Origin of the sequence: Proteiniphilum acetatigenes DSM 18083 (assembly GCF_000380985.1) — a bacterium.
Taxonomy (GTDB): Bacteria; Bacteroidota; Bacteroidia; order Bacteroidales; family Dysgonomonadaceae; genus Proteiniphilum; species Proteiniphilum acetatigenes.
On the sequence record NZ_KB905696.1, the window covers coordinates 384,545 to 410,778 of the forward strand.

24 protein-coding genes, 1 tRNA gene and 2 pseudogenes are annotated in these 26,234 nt (G+C 40.4%); 8 read left to right on the forward strand and 19 right to left on the reverse strand.

Annotated features, from left to right (window positions below; genetic code table 11):
- Positions 1 to 100 precede the first annotated feature (100 nt).
- Positions 101 to 174 (forward strand) — tRNA-Asp (locus F597_RS0110040).
- Between the two features lie 106 nt (positions 175 to 280).
- On the opposite strand, the gene F597_RS0110045 is transcribed toward F597_RS0110040, so the two are convergent.
- A complete protein-coding gene (locus tag F597_RS0110045; protein WP_019539608.1) occupies positions 281 to 1,669 on the reverse strand; it encodes a S41 family peptidase in 1,389 nt (462 codons plus the stop codon).
- 593 nt (positions 1,670 to 2,262) lie between these two features.
- Positions 2,263 to 3,273: a type I glyceraldehyde-3-phosphate dehydrogenase gene (gap, locus tag F597_RS0110055; RefSeq protein ID WP_019539610.1), complete on the reverse strand. Its 1,011-nt coding sequence runs from the start codon at positions 3,271 to 3,273 to the stop codon at positions 2,263 to 2,265.
- Between the two features lie 458 nt (positions 3,274 to 3,731).
- On the opposite strand from gap, the gene F597_RS0110060 reads away from it, so the two are divergent.
- Positions 3,732 to 4,754, forward strand: coding sequence for a GlxA family transcriptional regulator (locus tag F597_RS0110060; RefSeq protein WP_019539611.1), 1,023 nt, complete (start codon positions 3,732 to 3,734; stop codon positions 4,752 to 4,754).
- A 33-nt stretch (positions 4,755 to 4,787) separates the two neighbouring features.
- Here F597_RS0110060 and F597_RS0110065 read toward each other — a convergent pair whose 3' ends face one another.
- Positions 4,788 to 5,051, reverse strand: a complete 264-nt coding sequence (locus tag F597_RS0110065; protein WP_019539612.1) for a hypothetical protein — start codon at positions 5,049 to 5,051, stop codon at positions 4,788 to 4,790.
- Between the two features lie 36 nt (positions 5,052 to 5,087).
- Here F597_RS0110065 and F597_RS20525 point away from each other — a divergent pair.
- Positions 5,088 to 5,363 (forward strand): annotated as a pseudogene (locus F597_RS20525) (helix-turn-helix domain-containing protein); the annotation flags it as partial.
- A 151-nt stretch (positions 5,364 to 5,514) separates the two neighbouring features.
- Here F597_RS20525 and F597_RS0110075 read toward each other — a convergent pair.
- From F597_RS0110075 to F597_RS0110100, 7 genes and pseudogenes are all read right to left on the reverse strand, one after another.
- Entirely contained in the window at positions 5,515 to 6,285 is a 771-nt protein-coding gene (locus F597_RS0110075) for a GNAT family N-acetyltransferase (RefSeq protein ID WP_019539614.1), read from the reverse strand.
- A 6-nt stretch (positions 6,286 to 6,291) separates the two neighbouring features.
- Positions 6,292 to 7,134: an AraC family transcriptional regulator gene (locus F597_RS0110080; protein WP_019539615.1), complete on the reverse strand. Its 843-nt coding sequence runs from the start codon at positions 7,132 to 7,134 to the stop codon at positions 6,292 to 6,294.
- A gap of 163 nt (positions 7,135 to 7,297) precedes the next feature.
- Positions 7,298 to 8,101, reverse strand: a complete 804-nt coding sequence (gene blaOXA, locus F597_RS0110085) for a class D beta-lactamase (protein WP_019539616.1) — start codon at positions 8,099 to 8,101, stop codon at positions 7,298 to 7,300.
- Positions 8,102 to 8,297: 196 nt separating this feature from the next.
- Positions 8,298 to 8,405: pseudogene (locus F597_RS23035) on the reverse strand (endonuclease VIII); the annotation flags it as partial.
- Positions 8,404 to 8,811 carry a VOC family protein gene (locus tag F597_RS0110090; protein WP_019539617.1) on the reverse strand — a complete coding sequence of 136 codons (408 nt, stop codon included), beginning with the start codon at positions 8,809 to 8,811 and terminating at the stop codon, positions 8,404 to 8,406. The gene F597_RS0110090 and the pseudogene F597_RS23035, both read right to left, overlap by 2 nt.
- A gap of 76 nt (positions 8,812 to 8,887) precedes the next feature.
- Positions 8,888 to 9,643 (reverse strand): VOC family protein, encoded by a 756-nt coding sequence (locus F597_RS22875; RefSeq protein WP_019539618.1) that lies wholly within the window; start codon positions 9,641 to 9,643, stop codon positions 8,888 to 8,890.
- A 137-nt stretch (positions 9,644 to 9,780) separates the two neighbouring features.
- Positions 9,781 to 10,545 (reverse strand): AraC family transcriptional regulator, encoded by a 765-nt coding sequence (locus F597_RS0110100; RefSeq protein ID WP_019539619.1) that lies wholly within the window; start codon positions 10,543 to 10,545, stop codon positions 9,781 to 9,783.
- A gap of 295 nt (positions 10,546 to 10,840) precedes the next feature.
- Here F597_RS0110100 and trhO point away from each other — a divergent pair, with 295 nt between their 5' ends.
- A complete protein-coding gene (trhO, locus tag F597_RS0110105) occupies positions 10,841 to 11,890 on the forward strand; it encodes an oxygen-dependent tRNA uridine(34) hydroxylase TrhO (protein WP_019539620.1) in 1,050 nt (349 codons plus the stop codon).
- A 29-nt stretch (positions 11,891 to 11,919) separates the two neighbouring features.
- On the opposite strand, the gene F597_RS0110110 is transcribed toward trhO, so the two are convergent.
- From F597_RS0110110 to F597_RS20530, 8 genes are all read right to left on the reverse strand, one after another.
- Positions 11,920 to 13,554, reverse strand: coding sequence for an ABC-F family ATP-binding cassette domain-containing protein (locus F597_RS0110110; protein WP_019539621.1), 1,635 nt, complete (start codon positions 13,552 to 13,554; stop codon positions 11,920 to 11,922).
- Between the two features lie 42 nt (positions 13,555 to 13,596).
- The gene (locus F597_RS0110115; RefSeq protein WP_019539622.1) at positions 13,597 to 14,859 is read right to left on the reverse strand and encodes a Y-family DNA polymerase; all 1,263 of its coding nucleotides are present in this window, start codon (positions 14,857 to 14,859) and stop codon (positions 13,597 to 13,599) included.
- A 3-nt stretch (positions 14,860 to 14,862) separates the two neighbouring features.
- On the reverse strand, positions 14,863 to 15,306 hold the full coding sequence (locus F597_RS22650; RefSeq protein ID WP_019539623.1) for a LexA family protein: 444 nt from the start codon (positions 15,304 to 15,306) through the stop codon (positions 14,863 to 14,865).
- 48 nt (positions 15,307 to 15,354) lie between these two features.
- Complete coding sequence (locus tag F597_RS0110125) at positions 15,355 to 16,203, reverse strand: SDR family oxidoreductase (protein WP_019539624.1); 849 nt, start codon at positions 16,201 to 16,203, stop codon at positions 15,355 to 15,357.
- A 48-nt stretch (positions 16,204 to 16,251) separates the two neighbouring features.
- Positions 16,252 to 16,662: an Rrf2 family transcriptional regulator gene (locus tag F597_RS0110130; protein ID WP_019539625.1), complete on the reverse strand. Its 411-nt coding sequence runs from the start codon at positions 16,660 to 16,662 to the stop codon at positions 16,252 to 16,254.
- A 168-nt stretch (positions 16,663 to 16,830) separates the two neighbouring features.
- The gene (locus F597_RS0110135; protein WP_019539626.1) at positions 16,831 to 17,472 is read right to left on the reverse strand and encodes a Vat family streptogramin A O-acetyltransferase; all 642 of its coding nucleotides are present in this window, start codon (positions 17,470 to 17,472) and stop codon (positions 16,831 to 16,833) included.
- An 84-nt stretch (positions 17,473 to 17,556) separates the two neighbouring features.
- Positions 17,557 to 19,509, reverse strand: a complete 1,953-nt coding sequence (locus F597_RS0110140) for a gamma-glutamyltransferase family protein (protein WP_139224205.1) — start codon at positions 19,507 to 19,509, stop codon at positions 17,557 to 17,559.
- Between the two features lie 47 nt (positions 19,510 to 19,556).
- Positions 19,557 to 19,973 (reverse strand): DUF6146 family protein, encoded by a 417-nt coding sequence (locus tag F597_RS20530; protein WP_044060180.1) that lies wholly within the window; start codon positions 19,971 to 19,973, stop codon positions 19,557 to 19,559.
- A 273-nt stretch (positions 19,974 to 20,246) separates the two neighbouring features.
- Between F597_RS20530 and F597_RS0110150 the strand changes: the two genes are divergently transcribed.
- The 4 genes from F597_RS0110150 to F597_RS0110165 all read left to right on the forward strand — a co-directional run bounded on the left by F597_RS0110150 (position 20,247) and on the right by F597_RS0110165 (position 25,473).
- Complete coding sequence (locus tag F597_RS0110150) at positions 20,247 to 22,295, forward strand: site-specific DNA-methyltransferase (RefSeq protein WP_019539629.1); 2,049 nt, start codon at positions 20,247 to 20,249, stop codon at positions 22,293 to 22,295.
- A gap of 561 nt (positions 22,296 to 22,856) precedes the next feature.
- Positions 22,857 to 23,252, forward strand: coding sequence for a hypothetical protein (locus F597_RS0110155; RefSeq protein WP_019539630.1), 396 nt, complete (start codon positions 22,857 to 22,859; stop codon positions 23,250 to 23,252).
- A gap of 27 nt (positions 23,253 to 23,279) precedes the next feature.
- A complete protein-coding gene (locus F597_RS0110160; protein ID WP_019539631.1) occupies positions 23,280 to 23,927 on the forward strand; it encodes a TetR/AcrR family transcriptional regulator in 648 nt (215 codons plus the stop codon).
- Between the two features lie 334 nt (positions 23,928 to 24,261).
- On the forward strand, positions 24,262 to 25,473 hold the full coding sequence (locus F597_RS0110165) for a trans-sulfuration enzyme family protein (RefSeq protein WP_019539632.1): 1,212 nt from the start codon (positions 24,262 to 24,264) through the stop codon (positions 25,471 to 25,473).
- 68 nt (positions 25,474 to 25,541) lie between these two features.
- Here F597_RS0110165 and F597_RS0110170 read toward each other — a convergent pair whose 3' ends face one another.
- The gene (locus tag F597_RS0110170) at positions 25,542 to 26,108 is read right to left on the reverse strand and encodes an NAD(P)H-dependent oxidoreductase (RefSeq protein WP_019539633.1); all 567 of its coding nucleotides are present in this window, start codon (positions 26,106 to 26,108) and stop codon (positions 25,542 to 25,544) included.
- Between the last annotated feature and the right edge of the window lie 126 nt (positions 26,109 to 26,234).

Below are 26,234 nucleotides of genomic sequence, written 5' to 3' on the forward strand. Positions count from 1 at the left end.
CCTCAAAAGTTTTGTAATTCTGAAAATATCCTTACCTTTGCACTCGCTATCGAAATGATACTGTTCACAGTGGTGAAGGTCTTCAATAGCGACCAAAAAAGGTGTGGTAGTTCAGTTGGTTAGAATACCTGCCTGTCACGCAGGGGGTCGCGGGTTCGAGTCCCGTCCATACCGCCCTCAATTAAAAGCAACTCATTGATTTCTCAATGGGTTGTTTTTATGTTTAGATGGGTTGTATTGCATACCTGTATCGACTCGAACGTGACAGCCATCTGGAGAATTAGAATTTTTTCACTATAATCGCTAAACCTTCTTCCAAGACCAGATCATTACCTGCGAGAAAAGCTTCAATAGTTTCTTTTACTTCAATATCGGGTAATACCCCGACACTAATATAGTCGGTTCCATCAGGCATGGTTACTTTTAACGTACATATCCATGCAAAAGAGTCATCGGGCATTTTAAGTTGTAATGGATTACCCGAGCTACCTGCTGTTTTTCCGCCTATTATCTTGCCGCGTTTCATGCTGCGAAAGCCTACACAAAAATCCTCAGCAGAGGATATTGTCCTTTCGTCAGTTAACACAACGACTGGTTTCATATATATTTCCTTATTATCCTCTTTAGTAAATGGTTGAATGGGATTAGTATTACTTTCAATCCATTCGGACTGTATTCCCCACGAGACATGAACCGGAATATGTTTGCGGCTAATCCATCTGAAAGATTTATATTGCTTATCGGTAAAATGTTTTAAGATATGATCAACTATATCGGAATTTCCTCCCAGATTACCTCTTAAATCTATAATAAGCGCATTCGTCTCTTTTATTTGTCCATAAAGATGGTCAAAATCCTTAGTATTTCCCATAAAGTGGGTTATTTGTAGATACCCGATATTATCATTTAATTTCTTGAAATGATAAGGGGTACTTAAATCCCAATCGATAAGAGCCTGTATACTCCTAAATTTTGGATGATTGAGCATGTCTTCAAACGAAGATCCTTTATATTTGGTAAGCCAATCTTCTTTTTCTGTCATTTGTCGACTAATTATTTCTTCAAATATTTGTCCTTCTTGATCCCGAAAAGTAATTATAACCGGCTCATTAATGTCACCTTTAGTCAATTCACTGTTGTATGCAACAACTTTTTTATAACGTTCGGTTGATGACGATATATATGGTATTATATACCTTTGGACATATTGGTGGACATCCATTCCGTTTATTTTCAATATTTCAGTTCCTTTTGTAATTCCTTTGGTTATAAGCGTATCATTTTTTACATCACGTACAAATATCCGATCCTCGATAATCTTTGTCCTTAAAGGAATCGTCGCCCAATATTTACTGTAAACCTGCAAAGGAGGGATTATTTCCGTATGTCCATCATTAAGTGTTGCAGCGAAACGCATAAGCTCACGATAATAGTCAATTTCATTTTCGGTATTTAATATATATTCCAAAGATGCATGATAAAGGCTGTCGAAATCAAATTTTAGTTTATCATAATAAACAAAATTATATTTTACATCAGACCAAAATTTGGATATGCAAAATATTTTGTCAGTGTTGGTGATACTTTGTTCTTCATTTTTCTGTTCCTGACCATGAACCCGATAGCTAAATGGTGTAACTATACATAAAATTAAAATTATTCTTTTCATTGATTGATCTCTAAATTTATAATTACGGATACTATGATTACTTATCAAATTAAAAATACTTTTCGAAGCCTGTTACAATATGATATGACATGGATATTATAATATGGTTACAAGTTTTACAAGAAATGTATCCGATCTAAACTTATTCACCCTGTTTATTGTTTGCGTATATAACATGTGAATTCTTCCTTTTTAGATTAAAAGTAGTACAAACAGAATATTTCCAAAGCAATTCCATCATCCTATTGGATTATCTCTGACAAATCCCGTTTAGGCAACTCTTGTTAGAAGCAATTTTGCATATGTAAAAATTTTTTCTGAATCAGCGTCTATAAAAGACATAATTTATTCGATATCAGCATGTGTGATTTTATATGCCTTGATTTCGGTGATTAAGCAACAACAGCCTTTCACACAATCCTGAATTAATTTGCCTTTCCACTTTCCGTCCTCTCCATTCGTATTTATGGCTTCCAACTCATAATACTCTCTTTTCTTACTTTTTGTAATTGAGTAAGAACCTTCTGCGTAATTTATATTATGTTGTAGTTTCTTTAATCCTTTCGCTTTCTTTATAATAGACTTCTTTATCCCTATCCGTTCACTTTTTTCATGATTGCAATAGAATCGGGCAGTTTAGAGGCGAAACCCCATTCATTGTCGTACCAGGCAACTATTTTAACGAAAGTAGGGCTTAGCATAATCCCGGCCTTTTCATCGAAAATAGCTGTGTTCGAATTGCCGATTATATCAGATGACACTACTTCATCGTCTGTATATGCCAGATAGCCTTTTAAAGAACCTTCCGAAGCCTCTTTCATGGCTTTGCAGATTTCGTTATAAGTCGTTGGTGTAGATAAACGGGCTGTCAGGTCTACAACAGAAACATCAAGGGTCGGAACGCGAAACGACATTCCCGTAAGTTTTCCGTTCAGTTCCGGTATAACTTTCCCTACTGCTTTTGCGGCACCTGTGGTTGAGGGAATGATATTACCCGCAGCAGCGCGCCCTCCCCGCCAGTCTTTCATCGACGGGCCATCTACCGTTTTTTGAGAGGCTGTTGTGGAATGTATGGTACTCATCAAAGCCTCTTCTATGCCAAACTTATCATTCAGTACTTTTGCTACCAGTGCCAGACAGTTAGTTGTGCAAGAGGCGTTTGAAATGAATTGCGTCCCTTTAACATATTTGTCGTCATTTACTCCCGGAACAAACATCGGTGTATCGTCCTTAGACGGACCTGACATAACCACGTATTTAGCACCTGCGGCAATATGTCCTTGTGCTTTTTCTTTTGTAAGAAACAATCCTGTAGATTCTACTATATATTCGGCTTCTACCTCATTCCACTTCAGATTCGCCGGATCTTTTTCCGACGTAACCCTTATCGTATTACCGTTTACAATTAACTTGCCGTCTTTAATTTCAATAACTCCGTCAAATTGACCATGAATACTGTCATATTTGAGCATATAAGCTATGTATTCAACCTCTATCAAATCGTTGATCCCTACTATCTGTATATCATTTCTGCTCTGGGCAGCACGAAATACCAAACGCCCGATGCGTCCGAAACCGTTAATACCTACTTTAATTGCATTCATAATAAATTGTTTTTTGAGTGATAAAATATTTTTTCTATGCTACAAAGGTACATTATAATATTGTTGTCTGAAATGACAAAAAATATGCAATTCCTGCCAAAAAAGACAGCTTACAAGGAAATAATATCTACTTTTAAGAAGCGAAATCATATTTTCGTAAAATTCAAAACAGTTTCTAACTGAAGTTTCGAAAGTCTTATGATTACAACTAAAGCATCCGTCTGACGATGTTTTGTGACCCATTATAGCTCTCGTTCACTAAAAGAGTAGAACTCGCTTCGCTCAAACAGCTACTCTTTTTTACGCTCATCTCGAGCAAAGGGCCCCCACAAATCATCTAAATGTCTCCGCTTTAGTTGCATACATTTCGAAATTACATGCGAAACTTGAATTTCTAAGAAACGAAATCCGGAGATGCCGGAGAGGGTATGGTTTCTACCCATTAGAACAGATGATATATGGATAAACAATCAACAATAAAACATATCGTATTCCTGGTTCCGCCAAATATTACTTTACTGACTACAGTCGGTCCGTTAGAGGTGTTTACCAGGGCAATAGAACAGCTCGGCCCGGTGCGGGGCAATGAGGGTTTCATTTATCAGACGCATGTAGTATCGATGGATAAAGGAAAACAGATAAATACATCATCCGGTTTAGCGGTATTGAGTGAAGGTTCTTATACTGAAATAGATTATCCTATTGATACGATTCTTGTAACAGGGCTGGCACGTCATATCGATCCTGACCGGAAAAGGGAGATGTTGGAATGGCTGAGAAGCCAATCCGGGAGTATTCGCCGGATATGTTCGGTATGTTCCGGCGCTTTCGTCCTTGCCGAAGCGGGCCTGCTTGACGGCAGGAAAGCAACGGCCCACTGGTCGAAAAACGAGGAACTGGCACAAGCCTTTCCTGCGGTGGATGTGCAAATAGCCCGTATTTTTATTAAAGACGGGAATATCTACACTGCCGCAGGAATTACTTCGGGTATGGATCTGGCACTGGCATTGATAGAGGAAGACCTCGGACAGTCTTTCGCTTTAAATGTGGCCCGATGGTTGGTTCTATATCTGAAACGTCCCGGAAATCAATCCCAGTTCAACACATATCTGGATTGTAAAAAGATAGGACACCCTACCATGCGGAAAGTATGCGAGTGGATATTGGACCATTTACGGGAAGATATCACGGTCGAAGACCTGGCAGAACAGGCCGCGATGAGTCCACGTAACTTTGCCCGTGTTTTTGTACGGGTATTGCGGATTACCCCTGCAAAATTCATTAATAAACTACGGGTGGAAAATGCCGGCCGGCATCTGATCGAAACACAATTGTCTCTCGATGAGATTGCTTATCACTGTGGACTGAAAACAAGCGAAAACCTGCGCCGGCAGTTCCTTAATTTCTTTGAGGTGACACCCGCCCAGTATCGGAAAACCTTTCAATCTTCACTATATGATGCAGGGTTGAATGAAGTATGAAAAGTGATCCGGTAGGCGGGGCCCTTGCGGAGCCTAATAAACAGTTTTTATATTTCTGAGCGGCGGTAACGGCAGTAAGGCAAAGAAATAACCGTCTTCGCCGGATTTGATATGTAAGCAATGGTTTTCAATCAGCCACCCTCCCACCAGGTAGCTATATTCATATGCCTTATTGCAATAATCGATGTAAGGTTTCATGTTGTCCCTGTCATCCGGAAACAGCGATGCACTGATGTAAACGTCGTTTTCATCAAATATGCAAGTCAGAACATCTGTACCAGATACTATCTCTATCACCTTATCCCTATATTTTTTGTGCTGATAGTATGTGATACAGATTCAGGGTATGAGAAAAAAGACAAACTGGAACAGGAAATCCTGGAAAAGATTGCGAAGGCGCTCGATATTCCCGTGGAAGCGATTACCGAAGTTGACAATGATAGTTCTATAAACATCTTTTCCGGGACATGGAATGATAACTCCGTTGCACAAAACTATCACCCCTCTTTCAATCCGATAGACAAGGTGGCTGAGCTCTACGAACGTTTGCTAAAGTCAGAGCAGGAGAAAGTAGCGATGTTACAGGAAATCCTGCGGGATAAGAAATAAATTTGTCCCTATCTTGAAAACTTTATATCTTGCAATAAAAATATGCCACGAATGTAAACCAGACAAACTTGAATAATGTAATGTTGTTTTAAGTTAGTAGGTTTTTAATAAAATGTTCAGCAAATATTTAAAAATTATACTGGGTCAGGTTTTATTTCCCTGATACTATCTTATCAAAACGTCCGGCAATACATACACTAAGATCTGTAGTGATAAATTTTCCATTGTAGAACAATGAGAATATTGTTGCAGGAGTAGGGGATGTTTGTGCTTGTTCTAATGTTTCTAATTTTATTATTTTCAAAGGCAATCCTTTTTCTGCGGCGACATCCACTAAGGAATTGTGTACATGAAATTCTGTAAAAGGGCATCGGTTGGTATAATAAACCACCAAACCATTGTTCTCCGGACATACTCCACTTTTGACACATTCTTTAAAACAGGGATTATGTGCTGCTGCATTTATCTTCAATGTCAAAAGTGAAAAACCATTTGGTAATCTTTCCACTTCCTCGAACCCTTGTCCCAACAGCCATTTAGTGTCGCTCATAAAGTGAAATTTCTTTGTCCCGACAACGGTAACTAACCCGTTTTTACCTTGTGATCTTGCATCGGAAATAGCAGAATGAAGCAGTTCTTTGGCGTGGCCTTTGCCCTTATATTGTCCCGATACCCAAAAACAGTTTATCATCAGGTAGTTAGGTGCACTGACCGGAATCCATGCTTTTTCAGCGGGAACATACTCTATGAAGACTTTTGCGTGTACATCCAGTCGCCTGAAAATATATCCGTTGTCGAACTCCTTCTTCAGCCATGCCTTTTTATGTTCATAGCCTTCCCTGCATTTTTTATCAGAAAATGCACAGCAAATATGCTCTCTATCAATATTTTCCTTTGTAAGAGTGATGTAATTATTTTCCATGATTTTCTATTTTATTGGTATATAAACTTTCGTTATCTGTTCCTTGCTGTTTTCTGTTGAACAAGTGATATATTCTTCGAATGTCATTCCATAACGTATGGTATATTCAAAATTAACGCTGATATTATTATATAACTCTTGTAATCCTGAATAACTGCCTGTTAACCTGTAAACGGCATATTTACCTTTTCGTAACAGGATTGTCCCAAACTCTCCTGTAGGCATGATCTTTTTTTCTACTGATGCGCAGGCATAGAAGCGGCATTGATTTGGATCGGTCACGTTAGGATCATCAAAACTTAAGCCGACAAAGCGTGTGTCAGGAGTCAATGCCTGATTTTCCTTTAGAAACTCTATTAACTTATTCCATGCCATTTCATAGGGCTCTTCTTCGCCATATTTACCAAATATGCGGATATAGACTAATTCCAATCCTTCAAAATTGATTATTTTGGATTGCAGGTTGTTATTGTTACCGCTGCTTTGTACATAGCTTTCTAATCGTGATTGCAGTGACTTTATGTAAGTTTTGGGTGATATTCCCATCTGTTTCCTGAAAGCTTTAGAAAAAGATTGAGGATTATCATATCCAACCATAGCAGACAATTCTTTTAGCGTCATTTCTTCAATCTGCATAAATAGAACAGCCCGTTCTATACGTTGTCTTGCTATGTAGGAATGTAATGATTCATTTAATGCAGATCGCATGATGCGAACCAATTGTCTTTGGGAGACATTAATCTTGTCGGCTATTAAATTCAATTGCAGAGGAGTATGCAAGTTTGCGCTGATATAATCAATCACTTGATTTACCTTTTGATTATATATATTCTCAGTGGTATTACGCATACTTCTTTGTTATTTAAAGCAAAGATATGCAATTCAATATGATAAACGTTGTCCAATCCTGCCAATTTTATTGTAATGTGCATTTCCGATGATATTTTTCAAGATATCTCAGTGTAAGGTTCGGGACCCACATATCGTAGTGCGTTAATCTGGTGTAACTCTGTTATTTTGTTACAATGTTTAATTCCTGCAAAATAGCTTTTGTTAATTCGATTCTTGTCGTACTGAATGATTTCAAATCAGTGTTTTCGTTGGATGCAACATTCGTGGCAAAAAAATATACGTTTTCATTTGTTTCGACAAAACCCACGAACCATGTTATGTTCTCTTGTTGTCTAACGGCCCAACCCGTTTTGCCACTAATTTTATAATTGTTTTTTGCTTCGTGCAGCATTAGTTGTTTTGTTAAAATCATTGCATTTTCACTGATCGGTAACCGCAGGTTGTATAGTTTATGCAAAAAGTAAATTTGCTGATATTGAGTTATACAAGATTTTCCCTCCAACCAGAATTTATCGATATTATCCTCGTTTATATCCAAATTGCCGTAATTAAAAAGTTGGGTATAATATTTCATTTTAGCCACACCTATTCTTCGTGCTATTTCCTGGTAAATAGGGACTACTGATGCTTTAAATGCTTCTTCAATATTCATATCCTTTTCCCATGATGGAAAAGTTCTCCTTTCTCCATTCCATAAAAAAACGGAATCAAGTGTTATAATGCCTGTTTCGAGAGCGATTAAAGTATTTGGGATTTTAAAAGTGGAGGCTGGACAAAATGGGACGTTGCATCTTTCCAGATTATATCCGGTATATCTGTTTTCATTTTGGTTATAAATAAGGATGGATCCATCAACTTTGTATTTGTCAAATATTTTCTTCAATTCAGGTATTTCTATTGGTCGTCTCGCAAAGCAATCGATGGTTAATCCCATTATTACTAATATTATTCCGGCTCTTTTCATCGAATTATTATATTAGGATTTAATATGACATATAAACTTTCTCAAAGTATATCATAAGCTATTTACAAATAAAGAATACTAAATATTTGAACGGACTGCAGTAAAGAACATTTTATTATACTATATGACTTCTTACTATTGTATAAAGATTGTATTTGAGGAATTATATTCTTTGATATTATTACAAATGTAATGTTTATTCTTCAATTCTTTGGCATTCGAGGCAGTAGTAAACTGATCCGTATAAATATGCTTCTTTTACGATCGTACCTCCACACCGGGAGCAGGGATTATTCCCTGTCTTATTCCTTTACCGCATCTTTATATTTTTCATGTAACGGGCGTTCGGAATAGATATATACCAGATTTCCGATAGGGTCGTAGAGGCTGAAAGCACGGTCGCCCCATTCATGGTCGGTAACCTCTTCTGTAAAACGGACATCTGTCTGCCGAAGTTGTTCGTAACAGGTATCCACGTCATCCACTTTCAGATTAAGCATAATGCCTCCGGCAAAATTACTTCGGGACATTTTGTACGGATTGTCCTCGAATGACAGGTATATCGGGGTAGTACTATCGCTCTGAAGACGGATCATTACATACCAGTCGGCATCGAAAGCAACTGTTGCCCTAAAATACTTGCTGTAGAAATCTACACATTTCTTTATTTTATCGGTATGGAATGTAATTGATAAATCATTAATTTTCATATGACTAAAACTATTTATTTTCTATTTCATTATTGACTACGTCGATTGCAAAGCAATTCATGCTCGTTTCATAATGCTATTCTGATTTATAGTCGGTGAATCCTAATCTGTTCCCCGAAGGGTCGGTAAATTCGACCACCCATCCTGTACGTATACGGAAAGGTTCGGAACAGAATACAACGCCTTTGTCCTTTAACTTTTTATAGATTGCTTTTGCATCTTCGACCTCGATCCAGATAGCCGGTTGAGTGTCCGGCATTTTGGTTCTGTCTTTCAGGATAATTGCCGGCTCTTCATCACCTACTTTGAAGGCAACCATTCCCTGTTCCGCAAATTCGAACTTCTTGTCCAATCCCAATACCTCCGAATAGAAACGGATACTTTCCTGATAGTCGTTCGCCGGAAGGAAAAGATTGTCATAGTTCTTTATTGTGGTTGGTTCTATCGTGTCTTCCGTTATCGTCAGGATATGTCCGTTATTGTCAAAGAGGGCAAATTCATCCGCGCCATAGAATGTTTTATTCATTTCCTTGGCGATATGTTCCGTCCCACGAAGCTGTTCGTAAAGAACGTGCATATTTTTCATCTTAATGTAGAAGGTGATTGCACCCAACACGGGGCGTTCAGTTATCTGCGGATATTCTCCGGTCAGGCTGCCGGTTTCCTGAAACATCACCGTTGCTCCGCCATTAGCTACCATTGCCCATTGCAGATTTCCTTTCGGGGAAGGGACACTCATAACCAGGTTGAAACCCAATATTTCAGTGTAGAACTTCACTGTTTCGTCTACACTCTCTACTCCGATATTTGGGGTTAATGTAAGATATTTCATATTCTTTTGTTTTTACAAAAAGGAAAGCCGGAAGAAAAACGGGAGTTTGCTCGCAGGTTTTCCTGATCATATTCTATTATGATGCAAAAGTATGGAATCGGTTCGATCAGATTGTGTAAAAAAACGACATTTTAATGCTACTTCGATGAAAGTAGTTCCAAAGGCAGCGTTCCTCCAAACTCTCTGAAATCTTTAATGAGATGTGAGTGATCGAAATATCCGCAATCGAAAGCGATGGAGAGAAGGCTGTCGTCCTGGTGGGCTTGGATAAAGTTGACAGTATGTTTGAATTTGGTTATACGGCTAAACATTTTTGGTGAGATCCCGACAGCTGTTTTGAACCTACGTTCGAATTGTCTCTCACTCAGACATACCTGTTCGGCAATTTGCTTGATAGACGTCAGTCCGTTGCCGTTACTGATATGCTTAATAGCGTCGTTGATCCGTTTTTCAGGTATAAAGAGGCATTGCAACCGGTCTATTAGATAGTTTTCAATGTGTGCTATCCGTTCCTGCATGGTTGATAATTCAGGAAGCCTGTCATAGAACGACTTTTCGAAAAGGGTTTCAGTCAATACCAGTTCTGTCGTTTTATTGGTCAGTTCATACACAGGGATCCGGGTAAACGCAGTTATTCCGGCCGGACGGAAACGGATGCCAAGCATTTGTACTATCCCGGGAGAGTAGGCAATATCAAGATATGAGGTCATTGTACCAACCAGGTGAGGTATATAAGGGAGTAACCTGCCTGTTCCGTCATTGTTGGTAAAATTGAAAATAATATCCACGCAACCGTCAGGAAGGATTCGATGTGTGCTGCGCGAATCGACTATACTATCGGAAACCCAATAGGTCTCGATAAGGTCTTGTAAACGAGTTTCGGGTGGATATTCTCTGTACATGCGTTGTAATCAAACTGCTACAAAGATACAAAATGAAAAAGACGGCCTGTTTTTTTTGTTCTTTTTATATGATGGGAAATCATAAACTTTTGCAGAATAAACTAAATAATTAGACATTCTTGTTGTATTTTTGTCGTGCCGTATTTATAATTGCCCGGTAAGTGGGTTAATCCGGCAAATGTATGTTTATCATTTTATTTACAGAATTTCCGGCTGTTCTCATCCATGGTACACTTTGGACTGATTGGACTGCACCTGTCCGGTGGGAATAGTTTTTAAAAAGAGTTTATTTATCATGCCTGTACTTCATAATCGTATTTCCAACGCTGAACTTAAGTTGCGGATGTTGCGGGAAACCGAACCTCGTATTACGATTTCATTCTACAAATATTTTTATATTACTGATCCGCGTCAATTCAGGGATGACCTTTATGTAAAGTTCGACGCCATAAAGGTGTTCGGCCGCGTCTATATTGCGCATGAAGGGATTAACGGACAAATCTCTGTTCCTGAAAGCAATAAAGATACTCTTCGTGATATGCTGTATGCCGCCGATCCGGCACTGAACGGTATCCGTTTGAATGTGGCAGTGGATGACGACGGCAAATCGTTTTGGGTGCTGCGTATGAAAGTACGCAATAAAGTGGTGGCCGACGGTATCGACGATCCGGCATTCGATCCTTCAAGAACCGGAAAGTACCTCAAGGCGAAGGAGTATAATGAGATCACACAAGATCCCGATACAATTGTGGTGGATATGCGTAACCATTACGAATATGAAGTGGGGCATTTTGAAAATGCGATTGAAGTCCCATCTGACACTTTCCGCGAACAGTTGCCGATGGCGGTCGAAATACTGAAGGAGCACAAGGATAAAAATATTGTGATGTACTGTACCGGCGGTATCCGTTGCGAAAAAGCGAGCGCCTATATGCTTCATAACGGATTCAAAAATGTGTACCATGTGGAAGGCGGTATTATTGAATATGTTCGCAAAGCGCGTGAAGAAAATCTTCCGGTGAAATTTATAGGGAAGAATTTCGTGTTCGATGAACGGTTAGGCGAACGTATTACGGAGGATGTGATTGCCCGGTGCCACCAGTGTGGAGAGCCGTGCGATACACATACCAACTGTAAAAACGAGGGCTGTCACCTGTTATTTATCCAATGCGAAAAATGTGCGGCAGAGATGGACGGATGCTGTTCCGACGAATGCAAACAGGTGGTTCAACTACCGGAAGAAGAAAGTAGAAAATTGCGGAAAGGGACTGATCGCGGACGAATGATTTTTAATAAATCGAGAAACAACCCACTGCTTCGTAAAAAACAGGTTTCGGCAAAGTAAATAAATGCACTTTGCACTTGTTTAACGAACTATTTCCGTTCTATTTCCCGGAGGCTCTCCATCTTCTTTTTCGCCAGAAATCCGTAGATATCTTCGAGATGTTCGGTTACTTTCCGGTTGCCGAATTCATATACCTTTTTCACCAGACCATTCAGGAAATCCCGGTCGTGCGACACCACAATCAGTGTTCCGTCGAAATCGATCAGCGCCTGCTTCAGTATATCTTTGGTTTTCAGATCGAGGTGGTTGGTCGGCTCATCGAGAATAAGCAGATTAACCGGTTCGAGCAGCAGTTTTATCATCGCCAGGCGGGTGCGTTCGCCTCCCGAGAGAACTTTCACTTTCTTGTCGATATCTTCCCGTCCGAACATAAATGCCCCCAGAATGTCCCTGATTTTTGTCCGGATATCGCCGACAGCAATATCATCGATGGTCTGAAAAACGGTCAATTCTTCGTCCAGAAGTGATGCCTGGTTTTGTGCGAAATAGCCGATCTTCACGTTATGTCCCAATTGCAGATTCCCTTCGAAACCGGTTTCTTCCATGATACATTTTACGAGTGTGGATTTCCCTTCACCGTTGCGACCGACGAATGCCACTTTTTCTCCCCGTTCAATGGTAAAATTCACATCGTTGAAAATCAATTTTTCATCGTAGGATTTGCTTACATTTTCAGCAATAACAGGGTAACTTCCCGAACGCGGCGCCGGAGGAAATCGCAGTTTCAGGGCCGATGTATCCACTTCGTCCACTTCCACCAACTCCAGTTTCTCCAGCATTTTCACACGCGATTGCACCTGTAATGTTTTCGAATAGGTCCCTTTAAACCGTTCGATAAACTCCTTGGTCTCGGCAATCATTTTTTGCTGGTCGTCATACTGCTTTTGCTGCTGTTCGCGGCGTTCTTTCCGCAATTCAAGGTAGTGCGAGTAGGTTGCTTTGTAGTCGTAAATACGCCCCATGGTAACTTCTATGGTGCGGTTGGTGATATTATCTACAAATGCACGGTCGTGCGAAATAACCACCACTGCTTTGGCACTGTTGATAAGGAAATCTTCGAACCATTCAACGGAATCGATATCGAGGTGGTTAGTGGGCTCATCGAGTAAAATAAGGTCAGGATCCTGCAAAAGGATTTTTGCCAGTTCGATGCGCATGCGCCATCCGCCGCTGAATTCCGATGTCATCCGGTTGAAATCGCTTCGCACAAATCCTAATCCAAGCAGCGTTTTTTCCACGGCTGCATCGTAGTTGATCTCTTCGACACCATAAAATTTTTCGCTCAATGCGGAAACGCGTTCGATGAGTCGCATATATTCGTCCGATTCATAATCGGTGCGTACGGTAAGTTGGTTGTTGATGCTTTCAATTTCCTCTTCCAGTTGATGGATACGCGAAAAGGCCTGTGCTGTTTCCTCGAAAACAGTGCGTTCATCTTCGGTCATCAGGTGTTGCGGAAGATACGCAATGGTGAAATCTTTGGGTGTGGAAACTCTCCCTCTGGTCGGTTGCCTCACGCCTGCCAAAATTTTCAGCAATGTGGATTTTCCCGCACCGTTTTTACCCATCAGGGCAATGCGGTCTTTGGGATTTATTACAAAAGAGATATCCGAAAATAATGCCGTACCCCCGAACTCTACGGCCAATCCGTCGACTAATACCATATCTTGTTTTATTTTTCAGGGTGCAAAGATAGGCATTCTTCTTCACTCTTTTGTCCTGGGAAAATCACTCAATCGTGTTGTATAGTAAAGTGAAAGCCGTTCCTGTTTGATCTTCCATTCTTTGCCATCGCCCAAAGCAGCCAGTTTTAATGTATTTCTGCCGTATGTGTCGTTGGTTCTATCCAATACCTCCATCAATCGTTTATGTTTCTCCCGGTCTATCTTATCCCAGCAATTCATTTGCACCGAACTATCACTGGTGATGTCCATCAACATGACTCCCGATTTTTTGTATTTAATGCCGGGAAGATATATTCTGTCCAGCCCTTCCGATACATAATGCACAATCTCCATACTGGAATTAGTCGCCACCGGCATAGTGAGGATTGTGTGCTGGTTGCCATGAGATAATTCTTCTCGATATGGACTGGTTTCCAGGAAGACAAGCAGGGATTTGGCGCAGGATTTTTGCTTACGGAGTTTGGCGGCTGCCATACAAGCATAAGTCGCCGTGGCTTCTTTTATGATGGAAAGATCTTCGGTCTTTTTTCCAAAAGAGCGGGAGACCAGGATACTATGCTTGTCCGGCTCTACCGTTTCCATCTGAATACAAGGCTCACCACGGAGTTCACGCCATGTCCGTTCACCTATGACTGTCATATGTTTCCTTACCCAACTCAGGTTTAGTTGAGTAAAGTCATAGGCTGTCTTTACTCCCATTATCGACAATCTTCGCGTGTGTCTCCTTCCAATTCCCCAAATATCGCCGATCTCTGTTTTCTGTAATGCTTTTATTCGCTTTTCATCCGAATCGATAAAGCAGACATTTTCATATCCGGGATAGATCTTGGCAAATCTATTCGCCAGCTTCGCCAATGTTTTTGTGGGGGCGATACCTACACTCACCGGAATGCCGATGCCTTGTCTGACTGTACGGGCCATCTCCAGGCAATGAGCTCGGAGTGTTTGCTTGTCAAAGCCCGTAAAATCCAAAAATGCTTCGTCGATTGAATAATTTTCGATCTCCGGGGTAAAACGGGATAACAGACCTCTCATTCTCATGGACATATCGGCATACAGTACAAAATTGGTTGAAAAGACCTGTACATCATGCTGTTTGGCAAACTCTTCCACTTCATAGAACTTGACTCCCATTTTAATACCCAATGCCTTGGCTTCACTGCTTCTCGATATTATGCACCCGTCGTTGTTTGAAAGCACAATAACCGGTTTGCCATCCAACGAAGAGTCAAATACCCGCTCGCAGGATACAAAGAAATCATTTCCGTCGCATAAGGCATACATGGTTCAAAACTTTTTTATTACATAACGTACAACCCCCCACCGCTTCAACTCCTCTCCCGGTTTCACGATCATTGGAGGGAAATCCGGATTGGAAGAGACCAAAGCAATATGGTCTTTGCGGTATTCAAGCCGCTTCATCGTGAACTCCCCGTCGATGGAGAATATCAGGATGGCATTTTGGTACGGTTCTTCCAGCCTGTCTACCACTAACAGGTCACCCTCGAATATCCCATCCCCGCTCAAGCTGTTTCCCCCGGCATACAGACAAAAAGTGCTTTCCTTACTTTTTATAAGTAGTTTATTAAAGTCGATCCCTTTTTCAATATAATTAAAGGCTTCGCTGGGAAATCCTGCGGGGACAGGATTTTCATACAAATCTACCTCTGCTGTGATAAGTTCATCGGCAATAGGAATCAATCTGTTCAGATATATGTTTGTTACCTTCATTGAGTACAAAAATACATCTTTAATTTTTGTACGCTAGAAAAGATGGCTCTATTTGGCTAATATCTCCTTTACAACTTGAGCCAAAGGAGTTGTCGGACGGCCGATTAACCGCGAAAGTTGCTTGCTGTCGTCAAACAGATCGTTATTGGCTGCTCCGGTATCAAAGCTTGCAATAACCTTAGCCATCCCTTCCGGTAGCCCGAAACTTTTCAGCATTTCAGCATATTCTGTTTCGGGAAGATTCTTATAAGGAATTTCTTTACCGGTCTGGCGGGAGATCTCTGCTGCCAGGTCTGTTAATGTAAAATAGTCGTCTCCGGCTAATTCGTAAATTTTTCCTTCCTGGTTTTCACTCGTCAATACAACTGCTGCTGCTTCAGCAAAATCTTCACGGGTTGCCGAAGATATCTTTCCTTCACCGGCACTGCCGAGTAAGACTCCGGCTTTCACCGCTCCGGGAACAGAGCCCGTATAATTTTCGGTGTACCATCCGTTACGTAAAATGGTATAGGCAATTCCTGATGTCTTTAAAGCGTCTTCCGTAGCTTTGTGCTCTTCCGCCAGGCTCAAAGTCGATCTGTCTGCATATAACAGACTGGTATACACGATCCATTTTACTCCGGCCTGTTGTGCGGCTTTTATTACATTCTCATGTTGTTGCCTGCGTTTTCCGATTTCATTACTCGATATGAGTAACAAATGGTCGATGCCTTGCAATGCCGCGGCTAAATTCTCTGGCTTTCCGTAATCAAATGCACGGGCTTCAATGCCTAAATCCGATGCCTTTTCAGGTGAACGTACCAATGCCACGAGATTTTCTGCAGCCACTTTTCTTTTCAAATTCTCTACTACCAGACGTCCCAACTGTCCGGTAGCTCCTGTAATTCCTGTTTTCATACGATTCAAATTGTAATATTAACTGTTACATTTATAATTAAAAAAATATCAGTGAAATTGTTTTACAAAATCTTTCAATGTTTTATGCCTGAGAGAATCAATCACCAATTGATCGGTTTCCGCAAAGAGTTTCTTTAAATTCTCATTCATATCCTTACCGACAGGACATTTAGGATTGGGGCATAAATTCTTTTTTCCCAAAACTTCCGAGTTCTTCACAGAGAGGTAAATCTCCGCCAATGAAATCTCATGACCTGGCTTGTTCAATTTCGAACCGCCTTCTTTACCCTTTCTACTGATCACAAGGCCTGTATTCTGTAATATACCCAGTTCCTTTCGGACAATGACAGGATTGATATTAATGCTTCCTGCAATCCAGTCGGAACTTAACCATTCATCAGGAAAGGTTGCCAGAAGGGTCAAAATATGTATTGCTGTTGCAAATCTTGTATTATTCATCTCGGATGCAAATATAAGTATATTTTTTTAATTGTAATATGAGTTGTTACAATTAAAATCAAAAGAAGGTGATAAATAATATTCGCGGGTACATGCTCCGACCGGACGATACGATAAATGAATTTCCGGTTTTCTTTGGTTAATTGAAACGGCAAAGCATCCAGGGTGTTATGAAGATTTATAAAACTCTTCCAGTTTACGGATATCACCGTTAACAATTAATGGAAGTGCAGAAGTAATTTTTTCAATATTCCAGTCCCACCATGCTATATCCAATAATTTCTTTATTTGTTCCTCAGTGAAACGCTTACGGATTAACTTTGCAGGATTTCCACCAACAATTGAATAGGGTTCTACATCTTTTGTAACAACAGAATGTGCAGCTATAATGGTGCCATTCCCGATGTTGACTCCAGGCATAATAGTAGCTTTATACCCAATCCAAACGTCATTTTCTATAACGGTATTCCCCTTGAAAGGTAATTGTTCCAGGGTTGGTGTAATTACACTCCAGTTTCCACCGAAAATATTGAAAGGAAATGTCGATATTCCATCCATTCTATGGTTCGCTCCATTCATTATGAATTGAACGTTGGAGCCAATGGCGCAGAACTTTCCTATTATTAATTTGTCTCCGAGAAAATCAAAATGATATAAGACATTTTGTTCAAAATTCAACCCATCTTCATGGTCATCATAATACGAATAATCTCCTACGATAATGTTGGGCGATTTAATGATATTTTTTAGAAAAACCAACCGGTTGTAATCTTTCAATGGGTATATCTGATTGCTATCGGGTATTTGCATAATGAACTTGTTTTACTGGTTTACTTTTCCATTGCCTTGCCCTCAACCCGGTAGGCATTTTTTCAATGGCATAGCGTAGAGCCATTACCATCCTATGCCGTAGTCCTCTCCATGATTACTGCTCCCTCCCCAAAAGGATCCATGCTCATTGTCTAAGAATATGGCATTAATGGGGCCGCTCGTGCGATTCCCTAATTGTATTTCATATCCCATTTTCTTTAATTCGTCAATCACCTCTTTCTTTGTATCCTGGCGAAGCAGTATGCTTCCGGGTCTGGGCATACGGTCTTTGAATTGGCTCCCACCCAGTGAAAGCCACATTTGATTACTATTAATGTTAGCTGCTTCGGACGCTTGTTGCACAGTCATGCCGAATTCGACGACATTTAAGAAAAACTGGAGTAGGTTTTGTTCCTGTGTATCCCCTCCCTGTACCGCGAAAGCCAGGAAAGGCCTCCCATCTTTAAGTGCCAGGGTAGGAGTGAGAGTTACTCTGGGGCGTTTGCCGGGTTCTATCACATTAAAAGGATTTAATACGGAATCCAGTACAAAACTTTGCATCCGCTGACTCATACCTATGCCCGTCCGTCCTGCTATACAGGCGGGTATCCATCCGCCGCTGGGTGTTACCGACACCACCCATCCTTCCTTATCGGCAGCCACGATGCTGGTCGTTCCCCGGGTAAGTCTGTCCTGGTAAAGGCTGTCCTGATATCCGTTGACAGACGAGATCTCCGCATGATAGAACCGTTCATCATCTACAATGTATCTGCCGGCATCATGTCTGGGGACAAAATCTTTTACTTCCGGATCGATGATTGTAGTGTCTGTAAGATGACTCCGTTGTTTCAGTAAGGCTTCATACGGATTGTTTTTCCCTTCGTAAGCGTAAGGATTTCCCGGCATGACCCGGTGATCGTTTTTATCCCGGCGAATCTCTTTCGATCGTTCACGGGCATACCCTTTACTCAATAACCCCTGCATCGGCGATTGAGGTGAGAAATAAGGGTCTCCATAATAAAAATCCCGATCGGCAAAGGCCAGATTCATGCTTTGATAAATCGTATGAATATACCGGGCCGAATTATATCCCATTTCCTGCAGATCGAAGTTTTCCAAAATATTAAGTGCCTGCAATAACATGGGCCCCTGTGTCCACTCCTGCAATTTATAGACCTCTATGTCTTTGTAGGTTGTATGCAGGGGAACTTCTTCTATCGGTTTCCATCCTGCCAGGTCTTCCAACGTGATTAGTCCGCCTTGTTCCCGGCTTCCACGTACGAATTCCTCGGCAATATCACCTTTATAAAAACGATCCTGTGCCGCCTTGATCGCCTCTTTCCTGTCCTTGCCCTGCCGGATGGCTTCCTGTTCCGCTTCCACCATCTTTTCCAATGTGTGCAAAAGATCTTCCTGTACAAAGATCTCCCCGGCTACCGGAGCTTCCCTTTGCCCACCTGCATGAGGCAAAAAAACGGCTTTACTATACGGCCATTCTTTAATGCGCTCCTTGTTTCGTTCTATACTGTTTGCCGTTTGGGCATCAATCGGGTAGCCCCTGGCCATCTCCATAGCCGGCGCCAGCACTTCTTTCAGGCTCAACGTACCGTATTCCGCCAGCATATAGCACAATCCGCCCGGGGTTCCCGGGGTTACAGCGGCCAGAGGGCCGTATTCGGGAGGGAAAGCATATCCTTTATCCTTGAAAAAGGAAACGGTCGCGCTGGAGGGAGCTACGCCTAAAGCATTTATTGCCAAAATCTTACCGTTATTCGGATTATAAATCAATGCCTGGGTTTCTCCTCCCCAACTCAGTACATCCCACATGGTACAGGTGGCGGCCAGCATGGCACAAGCCGCATCAACCGCATTACCTCCCTGCTGAAAAATCATCGATCCTGCTGTGGCAGCTAAAGGTTTTCCTGTGATGGACATCCAATGTTTACCATGCAAGGGAGGCTTTTGTGTTGATTGGGCCAGAACGGCACAAAAGGAAACAGCACAAACAGCTATTGTAAAAAAATATCGTCTTATCATAATGATCTATTTTTGAACAAAAGTAACTATTTTCTTCCACCCTTTCCTTAAAAAGTTAAACCTTTGGGACCGTTTGGCATAATCTCTATTCCCAAAACATGTTCTACATACTGAAAATAATAAAACAATTTATGGTTCAGTTCAAAACCATAATCCACCCCCCGCTCATACCCGTAAATTGGCTGAAAGAATGATCTTCTTCGGGGCTGGGTAGCATTATAATTCCAGGCCGAAACATATTGGTGGTTCCAGTTCTCATAATATTGTTGTGAACGGTATTTCGCCGGAGAATTCTGAAGCACATACCATGTTTCGAATCCCGTATCGAATACAATCAACTCGTATTCGACAGAATCTTCCTGCACTACTTCATTTCCGTTCGGTTCGATCTTTACAATCCCTTTTGGGCCCGAACAGGCAACCATAAATGACAAAGCTGCGAATAAATAAAATATCTGTTTCATAACCATGGGTTTTAATGCTGATATATATATAACAAATTTCACTTGAAAAGGTGTAAAAAAACAGGGGAAAAGATTGGAATCGGTTAATTAAATAATAACATCCAGATAATAACATTCTATCTGCCGTTTAACAATACGTCCTTTTTCATTTTGGACTGTTAAGAGTAAGTACCCTTCAGGATAATACGTCTGAAAGTGAAAAAAAGTTTAACTTTGAACGGCAAAAGGTATAAGCTCAAATAAAATTGATTTTGCGCATTTAGATCAACATATATGCCCGATGTAACACCTCCGGAAATATATTACGGTTCTAATTCTGTAAAAATAAAGGAAAGAGGTTTCCTTTGTAAGAATATGGATATGAGTGAGATGAATAAGGAGCAGGAACTCGTTTCAGAAATACGAAAATTGAAACGACAATTGGCCATAGCTAATAGTCGGGCCAAGACAGTCAAATATGGACTTGTCTGGATGGAAGTGCCTGAAACCTTTGATGATGAATCTGAAAATCAATTGCCCGTCATAGAGGAGGTGAAAGAGAAATCTATTGGAAATAAAGATAAGAAACCGACCCATATTCTCATTGAAGGAGATAATTACCACGCGTTGACTTGCCTGAACTATACCCATAAGGAAAAAATAGACATTATATACATAGACCCTCCTTATAATACCGGATCAGATGAATTCAGATACAGGGATAAAAGGATACTCGATAAGTTTCCTGATGGTTCCGATGTACCCAAAGATCATCCATTAAGACATAGCTATTGGTTGTCGTTTATGAATAAGCGCCTGGAATTGGCTTATAATCTGCTAAAACCTGACGGTGTAATATTTATATCGATCAACGAAGACGAATATGCGCAATTGAAGTTGTTGTGTGATCACATCTTTCAAGTGTCGAATTACATGACCACCTTTACTGTAAAGGTAAGGCATGAAGACAGGATACTTAAGGGGGATAAAGATTATCATGAAACCACCGAACAACTGTTACTATACCGGAAATCCCCGAAGTTTAAGTCTATAAAAAGACTTCAGGATAACAGTTCCATTGAGAAATATATATATACGATAGAAGAATTGATTGATAATCCGGAGCAGATCACAATGGGTTCAAAAGTAGTCTCAGTATTTAGACCCGGAGAATACAGAATAACCAAATCAACCCCTTCTGCCGATAAGTTCCAGAAAATCAATATCCGGGGTTCACTAAAAGAAGGAAACAGTTCCGGACGTTTCCATATGAAATATCTGGAAGAGAGGAATCATCTGTTCGGTTATTTATATAAAGTGCCCGATATGGGAGGAGATATGTGTGGCTACAGGTATTTTCTCACGCGGGAATCGTCAACTAAAGTAAATGGTTCCTACTTTCAGGGGATCCCTTTGAACAGGAAAGAAGTAAAAGAAGTTCCGTACCCCAATTATTTAGATTTTGAAGAAGCGTTCAATAATGTGGGATATGAGGGTGGTGTCGAGTTTAGAAACGGGAAAAAACCCGTTGATTTCCTGAAATTCATCTTTTCCATCGGCTCAATCAATAAGAATGCGGTTATACTGGATTTTTTTGCCGGAAGTGGTACAACCGGGCACGCTGTAATGGAACAGAATTACATTGATGGAGGTCAACGGCAGGCAATATTATGTACCAATAACGAAAATAATATTGCCAATGAAGTGACCTATCCCAGGATTAAAAATATCATTCAGGGGTATTTGCAGAGTAAGAATCAGAAAGAGGTACTATATGAGGTTGCGCTAAATACCAAATTGCTATTGGATAATAGTGTAATCCGTGCTGCCAGAGACCATTTTTTTTCGGAAGAGTATAAATCGCGGTACGACGAGATAAAAGAAGAGGTAAGAAAAAACAAGTACACTATTTACGGTGTGATAAAAAAAGGGAAAAGAGTCCCCGGATTGGGTAATTCTTTGAAGTATTATAAAACCTCATTTGTCGGGAATAATAATATTTCATCTGTTTCGGATGAAGAGAAAGTGAATCAGGCACAGAAAGCCGGATATTTGTTGGCTTTGGCAGAAAATACGCTGGATGAGGTAGAGCGTACTAACTATTTTCAATTGTTTGGGAATGATGAAAATACTACTGCAATATATTTTAGGGAAGAATCGGATGAAATGGATCTTCTCCTAAAAAAACTGGAAGGCATTAAGACAGCTAAAGTGCTGTATGTGGTTAACCGGGAGAACTCCCGTGATTTTGAAAACAGGTTTGCCCATATTGATAATCTGACAATAAAAGAAATGATCTCTATCATTCCGTCGTACTTACAAAGGTGCTCAGTCGATGGGTAGTTAAAATCACAACCAATATAGTGTCAAAAAGAGTTGTTTTTCTAATTGAATTCAAAATTAATTTAAGTTAATTTTATTGACATGTTTTGTTCGAAAAAAACTTAATCCATATATTTGTGATCTTAATGATAGTATAATTTTTTTAAATGAATAATCTCTTAATTTTTTATTCTATTATGTTGAAAATAAGACTATAATATGACTATTCTATCAAACGGGGATCATGAAACAAACTATCTTTATCGCTTTTGTATCTTCTCGAATTAAATCATTTATTAAACATAGACAATTATAATTGTTTATTCTGTTTCAATGAACTGATCAGATTGTATTGTTACGGGATATGCACATAATTTTTTCGGAGTTATACAATAAGAGTTTTAATAAAGAGTAGATATAGACTTCGCTTTAATTTATTATGAAACAAATCTATTTAGTTACACTTGTAGTTTTTTGTGGGTTGTTAGTATTACCTGCTGCTGCTCAACAAGCAATTTCCCATGGAGGGAAGTAAAAGAAGAGATATTTCTGTTCTTAGATTTTGTAATTAAAAACATAACTATGGCTTTGCTCAATACTGTAAGTTTTATGCCATTCAGAAAACTTTTATCAATATATTTATTCATTATTATTGTTGGTATTTTAATGGTAACCCGTATTCATAATCTTTATTTGAAACCTAATAAACAATTTTTTCAAACAGAGCTACGGGGGACCGTGGAAGAAATTTATTCCTTACCGGAAGGGAATGGTTGCAGAATTGGGGAGGAATTATATTTGATAAAAGGGGACTGTATCGGCTATATAGCGATAGGGGATTCTATAGCCAAAGAGATGAACAGTTATTATCTGAAAATATTGGAAAAAGGTACGGATAAGATAAAATATTACAGGGAGGTTGAAAAAGTTATCTTTCAACAGGTTGAGAGTGATCTTATATCGAGGCTTCGATTATGAGAATAAGAAATAATATAAAATAATCAAATGGCACAAAATAGAGTTCCGGAACGAAGAAAAAGGCGGACTCCCCGGGAAATTGAAGAGGCGGTTTTTCTTGCTACTGAGAAGCTGGTGAGTGAAAAAGGATTCAGTAATGTAACTTTTACGGAGATTATGCAACTGGCTGAAGTTGAGCCTCAGGTCATGTACAGGCGATTCAGCAATATTGAAGAACTGTATGGTAAATTCATACGACGTTACGATTACTGGCTGCTCGATCTTGTTGAATACAACCTGGATGAGAATGATCCCATAGCTTCCATGAAAAGTGTTTTGACAAAACTGGCAGTCTCATTATATGACAATCCGGTTATGCAACAGATAATAGTCTGGGAAGTGTCCGAAAATAATATAGTGACATGTCGGAACGCATTAAACCGGGAGGTACATACATTTCCCGTCCTGGATTTTTTCAGAAAAAATATGCCTGCCAATGTTGATTTCAATATCTTTACTTCTCTTTTGATCGGGGGAATATATCATCTTATTTTACGACGTGACAGATCATCGTTTTGTGGTATTGATTTTAATACGGATAAAGGTAAATCAATGTTGGTCGATGGAATCTCGCAGATTATTGATGCAGTCTATAAGCAAGAATCGGGCAGCGATCAAGCCGAAATGATTCCCTGAAAAGAGAATTCTTCAAAAAATGACATTCCTTTTGTTCAATGAGAAATAAATGCTACTTTTGCTATTCAGTCGTGCTTTTTAATTGCTTTTTGGCAGCATGATCAAAAGAACCAAAAGAATGAATAATACGTTTATTCAATATAACAGTTCCTGGTGCATTACATCACATATGTCGATGTGTCGTTGTATGGCTATGCCATGCCTCTGCTGTTGTATCGGATAGAAAATACCGTATTAAAAATGATATAGAAGCTCCTCCGATACATTTTCGGGGGAGTTTTTCGTTATAGATAAATATGAGTTTCAAAAATAATATATTTAAAGGTTTACTGATATGTCAGGAAAAATAGAATTTTCAAAAGCCGGAGAACAGACAAAAGCGATCCACGCCGGGGAATTTCCCGATCCCGTAACCCGGGCTTCTTCTCCCAACTTAGTGATGTCCACTACGTTTGTAACTGATGCCGATTCAGGTTTTTCAGCAGAGAATATGAAGGAAGATGATACATGGATGTACACCCGCTGGGGAAATCCCACTATACATCAGTTGGAAGAAAAATTAGCTGTGATGGAAGAGGCGGAAATGGGCGTAGCTTTTGACAGCGGTATGGGAGCGATCTCTGCGTTACTGTTTCATCTCTTGAAGAGCGGCGATCATGCTGTGGTGACTGATGTAGCCTATGCGGCTCTTTCGGAGTTGACCAATGAGGTAATCCCCGGTCTGGGTATCAGTATCACCAAAGTAGATACTTCCGATCTAAATGCGATTGAGGAGGCGATTCAACCCAATACCCGGCTGGTATATATTGAAACACCCTGTAACCCGTTACTTCGTCTGACCGATATTACGGCTGTAGCGGCGATCGCACATAGCGCCGGGGCCAAGTTGGTCGTGGATTCCACCTTTGCCACTCCCATGGCTACAAAACCATTGACATTGGGTGCCGACTTTGTGATCCATTCCCTCACCAAATATCTGGGAGGACATGGCGATGCTTTAGGAGGGATTGTATTGGGTAAAAAAGAAGATCTGTTCTCATTGCGGAAAAAGACGGCGATACGTTTGGGAGGAATATTAAGCCCATTCAACGCATGGTTGATTTTAAGAGGCCTGGCTACATTTCCGATACGTATGCGTGCACATCAGGAAAATGCTTTGAAGATAGCTGCATATCTGGAGAAGCATCCAAGGATAAAACGTGTCATATACCCCGGATTGCCTTCCCATCCCCAATATGAACTTGCACGGAGACAGATGAAAAATTTCTCGGGCATGCTTACATTTCAGGTGGTAAACGGTAGGGAAATGGCGCAGAAATTAGCGGAAAAACTACAAATCATCCACTATGCCGTCTCACTGGGACACCACCGTTCTCTTATCTTCTATATGGATAGCAAGAATTTACAACAGACATCTTTCCACCTTTCAACTTCCGGGCAACTGGATTCCTGGAACAGATTTGCCGGGGAAGGTATCTTCCGTCTTTCTGTCGGCCTTGAAGACGCAGACGATCTGATAGCCGACTTGGAGCAGGCATTATTATAAATTGTTTGAATGGATACGGATGTGTTCAAGAAACGCATTGCAGCCCTTTAGGGAGCTTTTTGCCGTAATTATTTTACCATTCCGGCAATTTTCTTCAAAATCTTTTCGCACTGCTGTGTGTTTTTATACTTCATTCGGTCGATTCGGGTTACTCTTACCGGTTTGATCCCGCAAAATTTCAGGGTGGCTTGCTTCACGGTATTGAGGTCGCTCCTGTGGTATTGCCACCGGATATAGATATTGGGGGCGTCGCAGGTGGTAATGATGTGAGCACTCCTGCCTTTCAGGTATTTATCCCAAAAAGGATCTTTCTTATGATACTTAAAGGCAAAACCGGGGAGCAACGTCCTGTCGAGAAACCCTTTAAATAAAGCCGGGACACTGCCCCACCACATCGGATAGACAATCACCCAATGCTCGCACCACAGGATATTTTCTTGTGCCGTTTTCAAATCGGGTTCTAACTCCGGGATGACCGTATAGCCTTTCCATAAAATGGGGTCGAATTGCATCTCACCGAGACGCTGAAATCTCACTTCGTGTCCCGATTGTAGGGCCTGGTTGTAGTAGGTCTCGGCAATTTTTCCATTAAAACTGTCACTGTTGGGATGAGCGAGTAGAAGGTAAATCTTCATACGATTATTATTTCGCTGATTATCAGTGCGCAAAATTATGAATAAATAACGAGATATCTTCTGAAGGACGATTAAATTTTTGTTACATTTTTACTTCCCCGCCTGCGGGGTGCTTCTTTATAAATT

Coding starts and splice junctions, on each gene's coding strand:
- F597_RS0110115 (WP_019539622.1), bottom strand. CDS start 14,859: ATGTATGCCTTATGCGACGGAAATGATTTCTTTGTATCCTGCGAGCGG.
- gap (WP_019539610.1), bottom strand. CDS start 3,273: ATGAATGCAATTAAAGTAGGTATTAACGGTTTCGGACGCATCGGGCGT.
- F597_RS0110100 (WP_019539619.1), bottom strand. CDS start 10,545: ATGTACAGAGAATATCCACCCGAAACTCGTTTACAAGACCTTATCGAG.
- blaOXA (WP_019539616.1), bottom strand. CDS start 8,101: ATGAAAAGAGCCGGAATAATATTAGTAATAATGGGATTAACCATCGAT.
- F597_RS0110150 (WP_019539629.1), top strand. CDS start 20,247: ATGCCCGATGTAACACCTCCGGAAATATATTACGGTTCTAATTCTGTA.
- F597_RS0110165 (WP_019539632.1), top strand. CDS start 24,262: ATGTCAGGAAAAATAGAATTTTCAAAAGCCGGAGAACAGACAAAAGCG.
- F597_RS0110160 (WP_019539631.1), top strand. CDS start 23,280: ATGGCACAAAATAGAGTTCCGGAACGAAGAAAAAGGCGGACTCCCCGG.
- F597_RS22650 (WP_019539623.1), bottom strand. CDS start 15,306: ATGAAGGTAACAAACATATATCTGAACAGATTGATTCCTATTGCCGAT.
- trhO (WP_019539620.1), top strand. CDS start 10,841: ATGCCTGTACTTCATAATCGTATTTCCAACGCTGAACTTAAGTTGCGG.
- F597_RS0110125 (WP_019539624.1), bottom strand. CDS start 16,203: ATGAAAACAGGAATTACAGGAGCTACCGGACAGTTGGGACGTCTGGTA.
- F597_RS0110110 (WP_019539621.1), bottom strand. CDS start 13,554: ATGGTATTAGTCGACGGATTGGCCGTAGAGTTCGGGGGTACGGCATTA.
- F597_RS0110045 (WP_019539608.1), bottom strand. CDS start 1,669: ATGAAAAGAATAATTTTAATTTTATGTATAGTTACACCATTTAGCTAT.
- F597_RS22875 (WP_019539618.1), bottom strand. CDS start 9,643: ATGAAATATCTTACATTAACCCCAAATATCGGAGTAGAGAGTGTAGAC.
- F597_RS0110060 (WP_019539611.1), top strand. CDS start 3,732: ATGGATAAACAATCAACAATAAAACATATCGTATTCCTGGTTCCGCCA.
- F597_RS0110080 (WP_019539615.1), bottom strand. CDS start 7,134: ATGCGTAATACCACTGAGAATATATATAATCAAAAGGTAAATCAAGTG.
- F597_RS0110135 (WP_019539626.1), bottom strand. CDS start 17,472: ATGCAAATACCCGATAGCAATCAGATATACCCATTGAAAGATTACAAC.
- F597_RS0110075 (WP_019539614.1), bottom strand. CDS start 6,285: ATGGAAAATAATTACATCACTCTTACAAAGGAAAATATTGATAGAGAG.
- F597_RS0110170 (WP_019539633.1), bottom strand. CDS start 26,108: ATGAAGATTTACCTTCTACTCGCTCATCCCAACAGTGACAGTTTTAAT.
- F597_RS0110130 (WP_019539625.1), bottom strand. CDS start 16,662: ATGAATAATACAAGATTTGCAACAGCAATACATATTTTGACCCTTCTG.
- F597_RS20530 (WP_044060180.1), bottom strand. CDS start 19,973: ATGAAACAGATATTTTATTTATTCGCAGCTTTGTCATTTATGGTTGCC.
- F597_RS0110140 (WP_139224205.1), bottom strand. CDS start 19,509: ATGATAAGACGATATTTTTTTACAATAGCTGTTTGTGCTGTTTCCTTT.
- F597_RS0110155 (WP_019539630.1), top strand. CDS start 22,857: ATGGCTTTGCTCAATACTGTAAGTTTTATGCCATTCAGAAAACTTTTA.
- F597_RS0110090 (WP_019539617.1), bottom strand. CDS start 8,811: ATGAAAATTAATGATTTATCAATTACATTCCATACCGATAAAATAAAG.